Annotated in this window: 14 protein-coding genes; 7 read left to right on the top strand and 7 right to left on the bottom strand. The window is 68.4% G+C overall.

The features are described from left to right. Positions 1 to 10: 10 nt before the first annotated feature. Entirely contained in the window at positions 11 to 811 is an 801-nt protein-coding gene (locus SLQ33_RS05220; RefSeq protein ID WP_319452739.1) for a HugZ family protein, read from the bottom strand. Between the two features lie 208 nt (positions 812 to 1019). On the opposite strand from SLQ33_RS05220, the gene SLQ33_RS05215 reads away from it, so the two are divergent. Genes SLQ33_RS05215 through SLQ33_RS05195 form a run of 5 tightly spaced genes read left to right on the top strand, consistent with a single transcriptional unit; the run spans position 1020 to position 6329 of the window. Then, complete coding sequence (locus SLQ33_RS05215) at positions 1020 to 2054, top strand: hypothetical protein (protein ID WP_319452738.1); 1035 nt, start codon at positions 1020 to 1022, stop codon at positions 2052 to 2054. Between the two features lie 60 nt (positions 2055 to 2114). Then, a complete protein-coding gene (gene lspA, locus SLQ33_RS05210; RefSeq protein ID WP_319452737.1) occupies positions 2115 to 2627 on the top strand; it encodes a signal peptidase II in 513 nt (170 codons plus the stop codon). A gap of 19 nt (positions 2628 to 2646) precedes the next feature. Further along, positions 2647 to 3144, top strand: a complete 498-nt coding sequence (locus SLQ33_RS05205; RefSeq protein ID WP_319452736.1) for a hypothetical protein — start codon at positions 2647 to 2649, stop codon at positions 3142 to 3144. 36 nt (positions 3145 to 3180) lie between these two features. After that, positions 3181 to 4971, top strand: a complete 1791-nt coding sequence (gene treS, locus SLQ33_RS05200; RefSeq protein ID WP_319452735.1) for a maltose alpha-D-glucosyltransferase — start codon at positions 3181 to 3183, stop codon at positions 4969 to 4971. Then, complete coding sequence (locus tag SLQ33_RS05195) at positions 4968 to 6329, top strand: maltokinase N-terminal cap-like domain-containing protein (RefSeq protein WP_319452734.1); 1362 nt, start codon at positions 4968 to 4970, stop codon at positions 6327 to 6329. Before treS ends, SLQ33_RS05195 begins: the two co-directional genes overlap by 4 nt. A gap of 3 nt (positions 6330 to 6332) precedes the next feature. Here SLQ33_RS05195 and SLQ33_RS05190 read toward each other — a convergent pair whose 3' ends face one another. Next, positions 6333 to 7463, bottom strand: a complete 1131-nt coding sequence (locus SLQ33_RS05190) for a cellulase family glycosylhydrolase (RefSeq protein WP_319452733.1) — start codon at positions 7461 to 7463, stop codon at positions 6333 to 6335. Between the two features lie 185 nt (positions 7464 to 7648). Between SLQ33_RS05190 and SLQ33_RS05185 the strand changes: the two genes are divergently transcribed. Beyond that, positions 7649 to 9571, top strand: a complete 1923-nt coding sequence (locus SLQ33_RS05185) for a glycosyltransferase family 39 protein (protein ID WP_319452732.1) — start codon at positions 7649 to 7651, stop codon at positions 9569 to 9571. Here SLQ33_RS05185 and SLQ33_RS05180 read toward each other — a convergent pair whose 3' ends face one another. The 4 genes from SLQ33_RS05180 to SLQ33_RS05165 form a co-directional block, all read right to left on the bottom strand. Then, the gene (locus SLQ33_RS05180; protein WP_319452731.1) at positions 9572 to 10393 is read right to left on the bottom strand and encodes an ABC transporter permease; all 822 of its coding nucleotides are present in this window, start codon (positions 10391 to 10393) and stop codon (positions 9572 to 9574) included. Beyond that, positions 10383 to 11201 carry an ATP-binding cassette domain-containing protein gene (locus SLQ33_RS05175; protein ID WP_319452730.1) on the bottom strand — a complete coding sequence of 273 codons (819 nt, stop codon included), beginning with the start codon at positions 11199 to 11201 and terminating at the stop codon, positions 10383 to 10385. The genes SLQ33_RS05180 and SLQ33_RS05175 overlap by 11 nt, the downstream gene beginning before the upstream one ends. Next, positions 11198 to 11647, bottom strand: coding sequence for a MarR family winged helix-turn-helix transcriptional regulator (locus tag SLQ33_RS05170; protein ID WP_319452729.1), 450 nt, complete (start codon positions 11645 to 11647; stop codon positions 11198 to 11200). The genes SLQ33_RS05175 and SLQ33_RS05170 overlap by 4 nt, the downstream gene beginning before the upstream one ends. Positions 11648 to 11747: 100 nt before the next feature. Beyond that, complete coding sequence (locus SLQ33_RS05165; RefSeq protein WP_319452728.1) at positions 11748 to 12326, bottom strand: hypothetical protein; 579 nt, start codon at positions 12324 to 12326, stop codon at positions 11748 to 11750. Between the two features lie 57 nt (positions 12327 to 12383). On the opposite strand from SLQ33_RS05165, the gene SLQ33_RS05160 reads away from it, so the two are divergent. Beyond that, on the top strand, positions 12384 to 12725 hold the full coding sequence (locus SLQ33_RS05160; protein ID WP_319452727.1) for a hypothetical protein: 342 nt from the start codon (positions 12384 to 12386) through the stop codon (positions 12723 to 12725). Here SLQ33_RS05160 and glgX read toward each other — a convergent pair whose 3' ends face one another. Continuing rightward, positions 12726 to 14873 (bottom strand): glycogen debranching protein GlgX, encoded by a 2148-nt coding sequence (glgX, locus tag SLQ33_RS05155; RefSeq protein WP_319452726.1) that lies wholly within the window; start codon positions 14871 to 14873, stop codon positions 12726 to 12728. Positions 14874 to 14912: the final 39 nt, after the last annotated feature.

The following is a 14912-nucleotide window of genomic DNA, read 5'->3' as shown; positions in this document are numbered from 1 at the left end:
CGTGGCGAGCTCAGGCTTCCCGCGCGCGTCGAGCCAATTCGACTGTGGCCATGCGTAATTCATCGATGGAGTCGATTGGCTTCGCATATCCGATGCGGGTGTAGGCCACGCCGCGCTCGGCGGTGACGCGGAGGTCGAGCCCGTAGCGGTCGGCGCCGGTGCAGGTCGCGGTGACGGTGTCGGGGTAACCGCCGAGCTTTCGCGCCATGGCGACGAGGGAGTCCGCGTGGTCGGCGTTGAGGTGCTCGACGGCGCCCGCTGCCACCGGCTTGACCGGATCGGGTTGGGCGCTCGCATAGGACGCTGCGTCCGCGGAGTCCATGCGCCCGTAGCCCCCCACCCAGCGCACCCGGTCGACGCGGAGCACCCAGAGCGTGAAGTCGCTGTAGTCGAGGTAGTACTTCGCCGCGGGGACGGCGTCGAGGTGCGCCTGACGTGCCTCGGCGAGCTCGTCACCCGCCGGCCGCTCGACCACGCCGGCCAGGGTGATGCGGCCGCTGGCCAGCGGATCGGTGTCCGTGGTCGGCGCGACGATCGCGATGCTGGCCCGTGGGTCACCCGCGAGGTTGCGGCCGTGTTCGGCGAGGTTCGAGACGCACAGCACCGGCGCCCCGCCGAGCAGTCCGTAGGTGACGAACGATGCCCACGGGTCACCCGCCGAGGTCAGGGTGGCGAGCGTGCCGGTGTTGGTCGACACGGCGATGGTGCGCGCCTCCTCGGCCGCTGACGGTCGCGCAAATTCGGCAATGGGGGTCAACGGGGGCGGGACCGACGGCGCATCGCCGGGGTCGCCGTGATCGCGGGTCGTCACGACCGAACCCTACCCGAGTGCGTGGCTACCAAAAAACTGACGTACCAGGAGTTTTGTATGCGACAATTAACTGCAGACCGACCCCGCGATGGGTCACCATTCAACTCGAAGCGAGAGGGTTGTGCCGACCCCGTCTGCCCGGTTTGGCCTGATAATTGGCGCGCTTGCAGCGACGCTAATACTCAGCGGTGCGGGTGCGGGGATTGCGATGGCCGACCCCGACGACCCCGGCAACAATACCGACACCGAGACCAGCACCGACGCCGGCAACCCCCCCGAAACCGAGCCGACCGTCATCCCGGCCCCCATTCCGCGGAGTATTGCCGAGCAGATCCGCGACTTCCTGCACCGGCCGCTGAGCATCTTCGGCAACGGCCGCGTTCCCGGCGAATGGGCCACGCCTAACGTCCCGAAACCCGGCGATGTCAAGCCCAGCTCGAAGAAATCCGACCCGGGGTCCGACGGCGTGGTGCCGCGCAAGCCGGTGGTGCCGGAGCCGACGGCCCCCGAGCCCGTCGCGCCCAAGACGCCGGTGTGGACGTCGGCCGCCGCTGACGTCAAACTGCCATTCACCCCCGCGTTCACGGTGCCCCTGCCCACGTTGCCAGGAACCGAAGGCCTCCGATTGTCGATCGACCTGACCGATCCCTATACGACGTACTCGACCGTGGAACAGACGCTCAACACCGTCAACTCGTTGATCGCCGACGCGTATGCGCCCTACAACCCGTTCCCGCCGCCGAAGCCGGAGCCGTCGTTCAGGATCACGGCCGAGGAACCGGTGCTCGATGCCGACGGCGTCGATTCCCATTCGTACGCCGCAGGACCGGGTGGCGGGAACCTTCCGGTACTGCAAGCCCCGATGGTCCCGCCGCCGCCCATCGCCGGCGCGCCGCGCGGGTTCCCGGAGCCCATCCGCGGCGGCGGTGCCCGCCCCGAGGTGATCGGCGGCGGGTCTGCCGGCGCGCAGACCCCCGCTATCCGCGGTTCGGTGACGCCCAACGGTTCGGTCCAGGTCACCGAAGTCATTCCCGGTGGAGCGTCCGCGCCCGTGGGCCGTCCTGCCCTGCGACAGGGCTATCCGCAGTATCTGCGCACCGCGGGCATCGGCGAGCTCACCGCGGTCGCGGTGCCGGGCGTGCTCGGCCTGATGGCCCTCACCGCAAGCGGCAGCGTGGTCGGATACCGGCAGGCGAACTCGGGTCGGCGCTTGCGCGAGGATGCGGTGCGCTTCGTTCGCTAAGAGGTGACCTGGTCGCAGACTGTTCACCTTTCGGTCACTGGCGCCCGCCAAGATCAACCGATGCGCGACCGCCCCAGGCTCGGACTCCTGCTCGGCACCGCCGCCGGCGCGCTGGTCGTCGACGTCGTGACGAAGTCCGTCGCGGTGGGCGTGCTGGATCCGGGCGACCGGGTACCCGTCGTCGGCGAGGTGGTGGCGTGGTTGCTCATCCGCAACCCGGGCGCAGCGTTCTCGTGGGGGGCCAACTCGACCGTGTACCTCACGCTGGTCCTGGCGGCGATCGTCGGCGTCGTCGCGTGGCGCGGGCGCAGCGTGGCGTCCAGGGCCGCCGCGGTCGCCCTCGGCTTGGTGCTCGGTGGCGCGTGCGGCAACCTGGCCGACCGGCTGTTCCGTGGCCCCGGGCCGATGCGCGGCGCGGTCGTCGACTTCGTCTCGGTGGGCTGGGCGCCGATCTTCAACGCCGCCGACGTCTGCGTGCTCGCGGGGGTGGCGGCGCTGGCATGGCGGCAGCTGGCGGGACCGGCGGTGCCGCACGCCGAGCGCTACGGGTGGGATGCCGACGATCGGTTCTGAGGAACGGTAGGTTCGTCGGGTGGCGACGCGGCAGGTGCTCGATCCCGCCGGCGTGCAGTGGCGGGTGCACCGGCGCTGGTATCCGTGGCGCCGGGCGCTGTCGTTCCGCGAAGCATGGAGTAGCTCGCCCAGCGAACCGGCCGCCGAGGGTGAGCCGCCCGCTACCTCCGAGGAGGGGCTGCCCCGCAACGTCGTGCTCCGGGTGGTGCTGCTGGTGCTGGCCGGACTCGTCTGGGTGGTGTGGGGTGCGGCCAAGGTGCTCTTCTACGCCGTCGTCATCGTGCTGTTCGTGGTGGTATCGCTGCTCGAACTCGCACTCGAACTGGTGGTCATGCCGTTCATCGTGTTGCTGCGACTCGTCGGGACCGCCCGGTGGCCGGTCGAAATCGCCCGTCAGGGAAAGCATTTCGCCACGAAGTACGCGCAGGACCCGGCCGGCGCCGCCACGTTGCGGGACACGCTCGCCGCACAAATCGAGGGTGGCACACCCCCCGACGCGCCGCCGACCGCGGCGTGATTCAGAATCAGGTTCCGTGGGTAGGTTTCAGAACTGATGAGCCACGTGACCGAAGAAGACGAACCCGACGTCAGCCATGACGGCGTCGTGGAGCATCCCACCGCCGACGACTACCGGCATGCACGCGTGCTGCCGGAGGACCGCACGTGGTTCAAGCACGCCGTGTTCTACGAGGTCCTAGTCCGGGCGTTCTACGACTCGAACTCCGACGGAGCTGGCGATCTGCGGGGGCTAACCGAGCAGCTCGACTACTTGAAATGGCTTGGCGTCGACTGCCTTTGGTTACCTCCGTTCTACGACTCGCCGCTGCGTGACGGCGGCTACGACATCAGGGACTTCTACAAGGTGCTGCCCGAGTTCGGCACTGTCGAGGACTTCGTCGCCCTGCTCGACGCCGCGCACCGGCGTGGCATCCGCGTCGTCACCGACCTGGTGATGAACCACACGTCGGACAGCCACGAGTGGTTCCAGGAGTCGCGGCGCAACCCCGAAGGCCCGTACGGCGACTACTACGTGTGGAGCGACACCAGCGAGAAGTACTCGGATGCGCGCGTCATCTTCGTCGACACCGAGGAGTCCAACTGGACCTACGACCCGGTGCGACGGCAGTTCTTCTGGCACCGGTTCTTCTCCCACCAGCCCGACCTGAACTACGACAACCCGGCCGTCCAGGAGGCGATGCTCGACGTGCTGCGGTTCTGGCTCGACCTCGGCATCGACGGCTTCCGGCTCGACGCCGTGCCCTACCTCTTCGAGCGCGAGGGCACCAACTGCGAGAACCTGCCCGAGACGCACGCCTTCCTCAAGCACTGCCGCAAGGTCATCGACGACGAGTTCCCTGGGCGCGTGCTGCTGGCCGAGGCCAACCAGTGGCCCGCTGACGTCGTCGAGTACTTCGGCGACCCGGCGACCGGCGGCGACGAGTGCCACATGGCGTTCCACTTCCCGTTGATGCCGCGCATCTTCATGGCCGTCCGCCGCGAATCCCGATTCCCGATCTCGGAGATCCTGGCGCAGACCCCGGAGATCCCCGACATGGCGCACTGGGGCATCTTCCTGCGCAACCACGACGAGCTCACGTTGGAGATGGTCACCGACGAAGAGCGCGACTACATGTACTCCGAGTACGCCAAGGACCCGCGGATGAAGGCCAACGTCGGCATCCGGCGCAGGCTCGCTCCGCTGCTGGAGAACGACCGCAACCAGATCGAGCTCTTCACCGCGCTGCTGTTGTCCCTACCCGGTTCTCCGGTGCTGTACTACGGCGACGAGATCGGCATGGGCGACATCATCTGGCTCGGCGACCGCGACGGCGTGCGCACCCCGATGCAATGGACACCCGACCGCAATGCGGGCTTCTCCACCGCCAACCCCGGCCGGCTGTACCTTCCACCGAACCAGGACCCCGTCTACGGCTATCAGTCGGTCAACGTCGAGGCCCAGCGCGACAGCAACACGTCGCTGTTGAACTGGACGCGCACCATGTTGGCGGTGCGCGGTCGCCACGACGCGTTCGCCATCGGCGGCTTCCGGGAGCTGGGCGGGTCCAACCCGTCGGTGCTCGCCTACGTGCGGGAGCTCACCCGCGAGGACGGTCAGACCGACGCCGTGCTGTGCGTCAACAACTTGTCGCGGTTCCCGCAGCCCATCGAGCTCAACCTGCAGCAGTGGAACTGGTACACGCCCGTCGAGATGACCGGATACGTCGAGTTTCCTTCCATCGGCCAGCTGCCCTACCTGCTGACGTTGCCTGGCCACGGGTTCTACTGGTTCCAACTCAGGGCGCCGTTGCGAGACCCCAGCGAAACGGAAGGAGCGCAGCCGTGAACCTGCCGTTCGACGAGTGGCTACCGCAGCAGCGGTGGTACGCCGGGCGGGGCCGCGAGCTGCGCTCCGCCGTGCCACACGCCGTCGTGGCGCTGCGCGACGACCTCGACCACGTTCTGCTCGACGTCTCGTACGCCGACGACGGACCGGCCGAGCGCTACCAGCTGCTGGTGCGTTGGGGGACCGGCCCGAGCGAGGAGTTCAGCGACGCCGCGACCATCGGTGAGGCCGCGGGCGAGCACGGCGTGCGCGTCGGCTACGACGCGCTCTACGACCCGATCGCGGCGCAGCACCTGCTGGCGCTCATCGACCAGTCGGCCGTCGTCGGGCCCCTGCGGTTTTCACGCGAACCCGACGTGGAGCTGCCGGTGGCGGCCTGGCCGCGGCCGATGGGTGTCGAGCAGAGCAACACGAGCGTGGTGTTCGAGGACACCGCGATCCTCAAGGTGTTCCGCCGTGTGACACCGGGGATCAACCCCGACGTCGAGCTCAACCGTGAGCTGGCCAGGGCGGGCAACCCCCACGTGGCGCGGCTGCTCGGCTCGTTCGAGACGGAATCGGACGGCGAGCCGTACGCACTGGGCATGGTCACCGACTTCGCGGCCAATTCGGCCGAGGGCTGGGACATGGCGATGGCGAGCACGCGCGACCTGTTCGCCGAGGGCGACCTGTACGCCGACGAAGTGGGCGGAGACTTCGCGGCGGAGTCCGAACGGCTCGGCGAGGCGGTCGCGTCCGTGCACCGCAGCCTGGCGCAGACACTCGGGACGACGCACGCACCGTTTCCCACCGACACGCTGCTCGCCAGGTTGCACTCGGTGGCCAGTGCGGTGCCCGACCTGGCGCCGTACGTCGAGCTCATCGAGGAGCGCTACCGCAAGTGCGCCCACGGACTCGATGACGGCCAAGTCGTCGTGCAGCGCGTGCACGGCGACCTGCACCTGGGCCAGGTGTTGCGCACGCCGGAGAAGTGGGTGGTGATCGACTTCGAGGGCGAGCCCGGACAGCCGCTGGAAGAGCGCCGCCGCCCCGACTCGTCGCTGCGTGACGTCGCGGGCGTGCTGCGGTCCTACGAGTACGCGGCATACCAACGGGTGGTCGAGCGGCCGCCCGACCGTGGCGGCGACGAGCAGCTCGACAAGCAGCTGGCGGCGCGGGCCCGCGAATGGGTGGACCGCAACCGGGCGGCGTTCTGCGTGGGGTATGCCGCCGAGTCGGGGGCCGATCCGCGCGACTCCGCGGAGCTACTCGCCGTCTACGAGTTGGACAAGGCCGTGTACGAGGTCGGCTACGAGGCCCGACACCGCCCGAGTTGGCTCGGCATCCCGCTGGAGTCGATCTCGCGGCTGGTCAGCTAGCCGTCAGGCGAGCGCCTGGACGGCGGCCGCCGCTGGCTTGGCCGACCAATCCGTCCGGTACAGCCCGAACGTGTCGTCGGGGGCGCCGCTGCCGGTGTTGCGGTCGCGGGTGGTGTAGATGAACGCCGGGCCCGCATAGGGCAGCGCCCGCCACTTCGTCAGGAAGTCGGTCAGGTACGCGGCCTGCGTGGCCTCGTCGACGCTCGACGTGGGCTCGCCATACTCGGTGGCCCAGATCTTCTTGCCGCCGTCCCCGTTGGCCGACATCTTGTCGTGAATCGCCCCGAGCTGAAGGATCGGCGAATTCGGCAGGTTGCCGCCCGCCGAGAACATCGTCGTGTACTGGTACGGGTGGTAGGACAGCGCGTCGAACGAGCCTTGCGCGCCTGCGCCGTACATCTTTTCGACGAACGTCACCGGATCCATCGTCAGCGAGAAGAACGACACGACGGCGCCGACGACGCCGCCGATGACGAGCGCGGACGGATCGGCGCCCTTGATCTTCGGGTACGCCGCCTTGAGCAGCCCCGCGTACACGGCGGGCTCGGGGCCCTGCGGACCCGACGTCCACGACATCGCGGCGTTGGGCTCGTTCCAGATCTCGTAGGCGGCGACCCGGCCGCGGAAGTGGCTGGCTGCCGCGCCGGCGAAGTCGCCATAGGTGGCCGCAGACGCGGGCGGGCTCGAGACGGCAGGCAGTCCGGGTTCGACCGCCCAACCGGGCGAGGACACCAGGGTGCCCAGCACCGACATGCCGCGGGCGTTGGCGGCGTCGACGATCATGTCGACCTGACCGAAGTCGTACTGGCCGGGGCTGGGCTCCATGCCCGCCCACGGCATCATCACGCGCACCGTGCGGACACCGGTCGAGGTCATCAAGTCGAACGTGTGATTCACGTCCTCGGGCGACATGCCGTAGATGTCGGAGTCCGAGATACCGACCGTGCTGCCCGACGCGTTGATCGACGCGGTTTCGCGGACGGGGACGGTCACCGTCTCCTGCTTCGCCGACGGCGACGGCGACGGCGTCAACATCTGTACCGCGGTGGCCGACACGACGGCGACGGCCGCAACGGCGGCCACCACCTTGGCGATCTTGAAGGCGTTGCGCACAGTCTCCCCAATCTTGGGCACCGGAAAGCCGGCGCTTGGCAGTTCAAAACTAACAAAGTCCAGCACATCGGCCGAATCATGACGTCACTTGAACTTCGTCGCCGGGCCGTCGCCGCGTTACCGATGAGGCTGCAGAGGCAGGACCCGCAGCAGGCTCGCCGTCGGTTCACAGGTTGCCACAATGTCGCGATGGCCCACTGGTCGGTGTGACAGAGACGCTCGAGCGGCCGGAGACCTGGGACCCGTCGAACGAGGGGCCCGCCGACCCGCCGCAGTCCACGCGAGCGTTCCGCATCCCCTTCCGCCGCGCCTACCTGGTGCTCCTGCTGGTCGCCACGGCCGCGCTCTACCTGTGGAACATCACCATCAACGGCATGGGCAACCCGTTCTACGCCGCTGCCGCCCAGGCCGGGTCACGCGACTGGGAGGCGTTGCTGTTCGGGTCGCTCGACGCGCAGAACTTCATCACCGTCGACAAGCCGCCGCTGTCGCAGTGGGTCATGGGACTCTCCGGGCAGCTATTCGGATTCAGCAGCGCCAGCATGCTGATCCCGCAGGCGTTGATGGCCGTGGCCGCCGTGGCGTTGACGTACGCCGCGGTCGCCCGCATCAGTGGCCAGTGGACGGGGCTGTTGGCAGGCCTGGCCTTGGCGGTGACGCCGGTCGCGGTGCTGATGTTCCGGTTCAACAACCCCGACGCGGCGATGGTGCTGCTGATGACCGCCGCGGCCTACTGCACAGTGAGGGCGCTGCAGCACAACGGGGCGCGCTGGCTGGCGCTCGCGGGCGTCGCCGTCGGGTTCGCGTTCCTGGCCAAGATGCTCGAGGGCGTCATGGTGATGCCCGCGCTCGGGGCGGCGTATCTGGTCGCCGCGCCCGTCCCGATGCGGCGCAGGTTGCTGCACCTGCTGGGGGCGGCCGCCGCGTTCGTTGCGGCTGCGGGCTGGTTCGTGGTGCTGACACTGCTGTGGCCGGCGTCGTCGCGCCCCTACCTCGCCGGGTCCGCCGACAACAACTTCATGAACCTGGTGCTCGGCTACAACGGTTTCGCGAGGGTGATGGGCCGCAACCACCCGGCATTCACGCCGCCGCCCGCGGACGTCGGCACCTTCGCGGGCACGCAGCTACGCACGGGTCCACAGATGGCCTTCGGCGGGTTCGGCTCCCAGTCATCGGGGTCGATGCGGTTGGTGTCGGGTGAGTTCGGTTACGAGATCGGATGGCTGCTGCCCACCGCACTGGTGGCCACCGTGCTGGTGGTGATCGCCCGGGGCAGCGCGCCTCGAACCGATCTCGTGCGCGCGGGCGCCATCATGTTCGGCGGCTGGCTCGCGATCGACGCGGCCGTGCTCACGCTGATGCACGGCATGATCCACCCGTACTACAGCCTGTCCATCGCACCGCCCATCGCCGCGATGTTCGCCCTCGGCGTTGGCCAGCTGTGGGCCCGTCGCGAATCCGCTTGGTACCGAGGCGCACTCGCGATTCTCCTGCTGGCCACCGGGGCGTTCGGGTGGTGGATCCTGCACCGCAACTCCGACTGGCTGCCCGCGTTGCGGTGGGCGGTGCTCGCGGTGGCGGTGGCGGCGGCGGTGGTGTTGGCGAGCGGATGGCTCGCGCGAGCCAGGCCGGCGGCGGCCGCGGCGGCCCTGGCGCTGGCGTTGACGGCGGCGCTAGCCGGGCCTACGGCATACGCGGTGGCGACGGTTGGCGCGGCGCACGAGGGTGGCGGGCCATCGGTGGGCCCCGCTCAAGACGGCCACTTCGGCGGAGGCATGGCGAGGGGCGTCGACAGCCCCGAGTTGGCGGACATGCTGAAGCAGACCGACACCAAGTGGTCGGCCGCCATCGAACGGTCGTCGAGCGCTGCGGCGCTCGAATTGTCCTCCGGCACTTCGGTGATGGCGATCGGCGGGTTCTCGGGCACCGATCCGGCGCCGACGCTGCCGCAGTTCAAGGACGACGTCGCCAACCATCGCGTCGCGTACTACGTCAGCACGGGCTCCGGGAGTCACCGCCCTGGGTGGAACTCCCACGCCCACGCGGATATCGCCAAGTGGGTGGCGGCCAACTTCACCGCGACCAAGGTGGGCAGCGCCACCGTGTACGACCTGTCATCGCGCCGCTGACTACCGCACCAGCCTGGGCAGCAACGCGGACGCGGCGAGCACGCCGACGACGGCGGCGACCACCAGCACGGCGACGTCGAGCAGGGTGTTGCCCGGCGTGCCCAACAGGATTGCGCGTAGCGCGTTCACCTCGTAGGACAGTGGGTTGATGGCCGAGAGCGCCCGCAGCCAACTCGGCATCACGTCCACCGGATACAAGGCATTCGAGGCGAAGAACAGCGGCATGGTGATGGCCTGGCCGATGCCCATCAAGCGGTCGCGGTTGCGCACCAGACCCGCCAAAGTCATTGACAGGCACGCGAAGAACGCCGAGCCAAGCACGACGATCGCCATCGCCGCCAGGATGCGCAGCGGGTTGAACGTCAGTCCGATGCCCATCAGGTACGCGATCACCAGCACCCCGACCACCTGTGCGGCCGAGCGCACACCCGCCGCGAACGACTTGCCGGTGACGAGCGCCGCGGCCGGGGCGGGTGTCACCATCAGCTTGGCGAGGATGCCCGCGTCGCGATCCCACACGATCTGAATGCCGTAGAAGATCGAGATGAACAGCGCCGACTGGGCGATGATGCCGGGCGCGAGGAACGAAAGATACGGAACGCCGCCGGTGTCGATGACGTGCAGCCGCGAGAACGTCTGCCCGAAGATCAAGAGCCACAACGCCGGTTGCACCATACGGGTGATCAGGTCACTGCGGTCGTGGCCCAGTTTCTGGAATTCGACGAGCCCGAAGGCGCCCATGCGACGCAGTAGACCGCTGACCCGGCGCAGGCCGCGCGGGGCCCGGATCAGCTCGACGTGAACGGCGCGATCAACTGACACGGCGGGCCGTCCTTCTGCTGGTGCGGATCTCCTGCAAACCGCGTCTGGTGTCCTCGTCGAGGTCGGACCCGGCGTAGTGCCGGAACACGTCTTCCAGCGACGGGGTGGGGGAGGCCTCGGAGGTGAGCCCGGCCTTGAGCTCCTCGGGCGCTCCCACGGCCTGCAGCACGCCGTGGTGCATGAGCGCGACGCGGTCGCACAGTGCGTCGGCTTCCTCCATGTAGTGGGTGGTCAGCAGCACGGTCATACCGTATTCGGCCTGCATGTCCGCCACCTGAGTCCAAACACTGTCGCGCGCAATCGGATCGAGCCCGACGGTGGGCTCGTCCAGCAGCAGTAGCGACGGCCGGTTGACCAGCGCCTGGGCCAACTCGAGGCGCCGCACCATGCCGCCGGAGTAGGTGCCGGCGAGGTTGTCGGCCACGTCGAGCAGGCTCATGGCGTCGAGCGCTTCGTCGACGCGGGCGCGTCGCTGTCGACGGGGCACGTCGTACAGCCGGGCGAACAGGTCGACGTTCTGCCGACCCGTGAGCGCCGACTCGATCGAGAGTTGTTGGGGCACATAGCCGATGTTGTGCCGGATGTCCATGGTGTCGCGGCGGGCGTCGAGCCCGAAGATGCGCACCTGGCCCTCCTGGACGGGAGTCAGGGTGGTGAGCACCCGCACCACGGTGGTCTTGCCCGCCCCGTTGGGCCCGAGCAGGCCCATGGTCTCGCCCGCCTCGACCGTCAGGTTCAGGTCGTCGACGGCGACGAAATCGCCGTAGCGGTGGCGCAGTCCGCGGCATTCGATCGCCGGGGCGGTCATGTTCGGTCCTCCTGCAGCATGCGGGTCATCTCCGAGACGACCTCCAATCCCTTTGTCAGGCGGTCGAGTTGGGTGTCGTCGAGGCGTTCGAGCACCGCCACCAGCGCGGCGCGGCGAGCCGCCCTCGACTCGTCGGCGACGGCCTGTGCCGACTCGGTAAGGCGCAACCTGCCGACGCGGCGGTCGTCGGGGTCGACGGCGCGAATCAGCAGCCCGTCGGCCGACAGTCGCGACACCAGGGTGGACGCGGTGTTGGCGGCGAGCCCGAGCTCGGCCGCCGCCTGGCGCACCGAGATGCCGGGTTGGCGGCCCACCAGCCGGAGCAACTCGGCCTGGGATTCGGGCAGCCCGGTGCCGATCGCGGGGCCGCCGGAGCGGCGGACCTGGCGACGAAACCGGCCGACGGTCGCGAAGAGCTCCACGGCGAGGTCGGTACGAGTCTCCACGTCGACCACAATACCTCTGTTGCAGAGCTAATTACCACCCGGCATCTCGCGATTTGGGCGCGCTCGCGGACTGTGAGCGGGCGAAAGCGCGCCGAAATCGCTAACTGCGGCCGGTCTCTTCAAGCCACTCGCGCTGCCACTCGAGGAAGTCCGCCTCGTCGGCCACCATGACGATGCGCTCGTCCCAGGTGTCGATGTCGTCGGGATCCCAGTCGGTGAAGTTGGGATCGAGGGAGCGGGGCTTGGGCAGGTTGCGCGTCAGCTCGCCTGCGCCCGCCGCGATGGCCCGGCAGGTGGCCTTGCAGTCCTCGTCGCGCTTGGAGCTCTCGAAGGCGCCCGAACGCCCACTCGGGAACGTCAGCAGGAGTTCCCAAGAGCCGACGATCTCGAGGTGGTTCCAGTTGGACTCCCGTTCCTCGAGCCGCGCGCCGACCTCCGCGAGCGGCCAGCGCCCGATGAGCCCGTCGTCCGGGTTCTTGTGAAACGCGTAGAGCATTCCGGCGTCGGTCACCGCGAAGATCGTGTTCGACGGAAAGCCCGGCGCCTCCAACTCCGACGCGGCGCCCGACGGCATGCCGCCCTCGTCGCCGACCCTGCCCGACCCACGCCGCTGGAACAATGCCGCCGTCACCACCGTCTCACCGTTGACGTGGCCCGCCACCCGCTCTGCCCACTTCACCAGGCCAATTTAGATGTCGCGGTATGTTCCCCGCCCTGAGTCGGGCAACATGGCGGCATGAGCGGTGAGGAAACCGAAGGGCTGTTGGACAAGTCCGAGAGCCTCGACTCCGAACAGGTGCGCAACGACGACGGCGACGAGGTGGTCGACCCTCCGGAGCGATGGATCGAGGCCGAAGAGCACGAGTCGCTCGCCGAGCGGCTGGCCGACGAAGTCCCCGACGTCACGCCCGAGGATCCGGTGTCGATGGATTCCCACGATTCGGGCGAAGGTGGCGGACTCGTCTTGATGAGCGGCGACCAACTCGATCGGATCGACCCGACCCACCACGGCCGCGACCGCGGCCAGATCGACGGGACGCCGGAGGACGGCGGATCGTTCTACGACGTCGTCGAGTGATCAGGCGGGCTTGTCGACCGCTTGCAGCACGATGACCGTGCGGGCCTCGACGGTCAGAGCCGTCGCGGCGGCCACGGTCGTCTCGTCCGCTCCGTCGGTGCGCAGCACCGTCTGCCACTTGGAGCCGAACTCGGTTGGGGGCATCAAGAACTCGATCGGTTCGTAGTGTGCGTTGAAGCACAGCACGAACGAGTCGTCCGTCACCCGTTGCCCGCGTGCGTCTCGGTCGGGGATGCCTTGCCCGTTGAGGTAGGCCGTGACCGACTTGGCGAAGCTCGATCCCCAGTCCTCACCGGTCATCTCGGTGCCTTCTGGAGTGAACCAGGTGATGTCCGGGAGGCCTTCCTGGCCGCGTCTGCCCACGGGCTTGCCGCTGAAGAAGCGACGTCGCCGGAATACCGGGTGCGCCGCGCGTAGCGCCGACACCGACTTCGTGAACTCGAGTAGTTCGGTGTCGGCGGCCGCCCAGTCGACCCAGGTGACCGCGTTGTCCTGGCAGTAGCCGTTGTTGTTGCCGCCCTGCGTCCGGCCGAGCTCGTCGCCGTGGCCGATCATCGGAACACCTTGGGACAGCAGCAGAGTGGTCAGGAAGTTGCGTTCCTGACGCGCGCGCAGCGCGGTGATCTCGGCGTCGTCGGTCGGCCCCTCCACGCCGCAGTTCCACGACCGGTTGTGGCTCTCGCCGTCGTTGTTGCCCTCGCCGTTGGCTTCGTTGTGCTTGTCGTTGTAGGACACCAGGTCCCGCAGCGTGAACCCGTCATGGGCGACGACGAAGTTGATCGACGCCACCGGCCGCCGCGCGGTGTGCTCGTACAGGTCGGCCGAACCGGTCAGGCGGTAGGCGAACTCGTCGAGCGTCGCGGGCTCGCCGCGCCAGAAGTCGCGGACCGTGTCGCGGTACTTGCCGTTCCACTCGGTCCACTGGGGCGGGAAGTTGCCAACCTGGTACCCGCCAGGCCCGACGTCCCACGGTTCGGCGATCAGCTTGACCTGACTGACCGTCGGATCCTGTTGCACCAGTTCGAAGAACGTCGATAGCTTGTCGACGTCGTAGAACTCACGGGCCAGCGTGGACGCCAGGTCGAAGCGGAACCCGTCGACGTGCATCTCGGTCACCCAGTAGCGCAGCGAGTCCATGATCAGCTGCAGCGAGTGCGGGTGTCCGACGTTGAGGCTGTTGCCCGTTCCCGTGTAGTCCGTGTAGTAGCGCTTGTCGTCGTCGACGAGCCGGTAGTACGCGGCGTTGTCGATCCCGCGCATCGACAGTGTCGGACCCATGTGGTTGCCCTCGGCGGTGTGGTTGTAGACGACGTCGAGGATCACCTCGATGTCCGCGTCGTGCAGCGTCCGCACCATGGCCTTGAACTCCTGCACCTGCCCACCCGGCGTGGCGCTGCTGCCGTATTTGTGGTCCGGCGCGAAGAACCCGATCGTGTTGTAGCCCCAGTAGTTCGACAGCTTCTTCTCGATCAGGGTGGCGTCGTTCGCGAAGTGGTGGATCGGCATCAGCTCGATTGCGTTGACGCCCAACGCCTTCAGATGATCGATGATCGCCGGGTGGGCAACCGCGGCGTAGGTGCCGCGGATCGACTCGGGGATGTCCGGATGCGTCGCGGTGAGCCCCTTGATGTGAGCCTCGTAGATGACGGTGTCGGCGTACTCGTGGTTCGGCGGCCGGTCGGTGCCCCAGTCGAAGAACGGGTTGATCACCACCGACTTGGGCATCGCGGCGGCTGAGTCGTCGTCATTGCGGCTGTCCGGGTCGCCGAAGGTGTAGCCGAACAGCGACTGGTTCCACTCGAAGGTTCCGTCGATGGCCTTGGCGTAGGGGTCCAGCAGCAGCTTGTTGGGGTTGCACCGGTGACCGGTCGCGGGATCGTAGGGTCCGGCTACGCGGAAGCCGTAGCGCTGGCCGGGCTCGATGCCCGGCACGAAGCCGTGCCAGATGAAGCCGTCGACCTCGGGAAGGACGATTCGCGTCTCGGCGCCGTCGGCGTCGAACAGGCACAGTTCGACGCGTTCGGCGACCTCACTGAACAGCGTGAAATTTGTCCCCGACCCGTCGTAGGTCGCGCCCAGCGGGTAGGCCTTGCCGCGCCAGATCTCCTGTTCGGGAGCCTTGGGGGTGGCCTGCGCGCCTGAAGTCAAGATGCACCTTTCGTCTGGCAATTTCGCCTTGTCGACCAA

It is taken from the genome of Mycobacterium sp. RTGN6, from assembly GCF_033804605.1.
GTDB lineage: Bacteria > Actinomycetota > Actinomycetes > Mycobacteriales > Mycobacteriaceae > Mycobacterium.
The sequence above is the reverse complement of the archived record's forward strand: the minus strand, read 5'-3'. Positions and strand labels throughout refer to the sequence as shown.

Bases quoted from the DNA above. Each gene is read 5' to 3' on its own strand.
- SLQ33_RS05215 (WP_319452738.1), top strand. From the start codon at position 1,020: ATGGCCGACCCCGACGACCCCGGCAACAATACCGACACCGAGACCAGC.
- treS (WP_319452735.1), top strand. From the start codon at position 3,181: ATGAGCCACGTGACCGAAGAAGACGAACCCGACGTCAGCCATGACGGC.
- SLQ33_RS05175 (WP_319452730.1), bottom strand. From the start codon at position 11,201: ATGACCGCCCCGGCGATCGAATGCCGCGGACTGCGCCACCGCTACGGC.
- SLQ33_RS05160 (WP_319452727.1), top strand. From the start codon at position 12,384: ATGAGCGGTGAGGAAACCGAAGGGCTGTTGGACAAGTCCGAGAGCCTC.
- lspA (WP_319452737.1), top strand. From the start codon at position 2,115: ATGCGCGACCGCCCCAGGCTCGGACTCCTGCTCGGCACCGCCGCCGGC.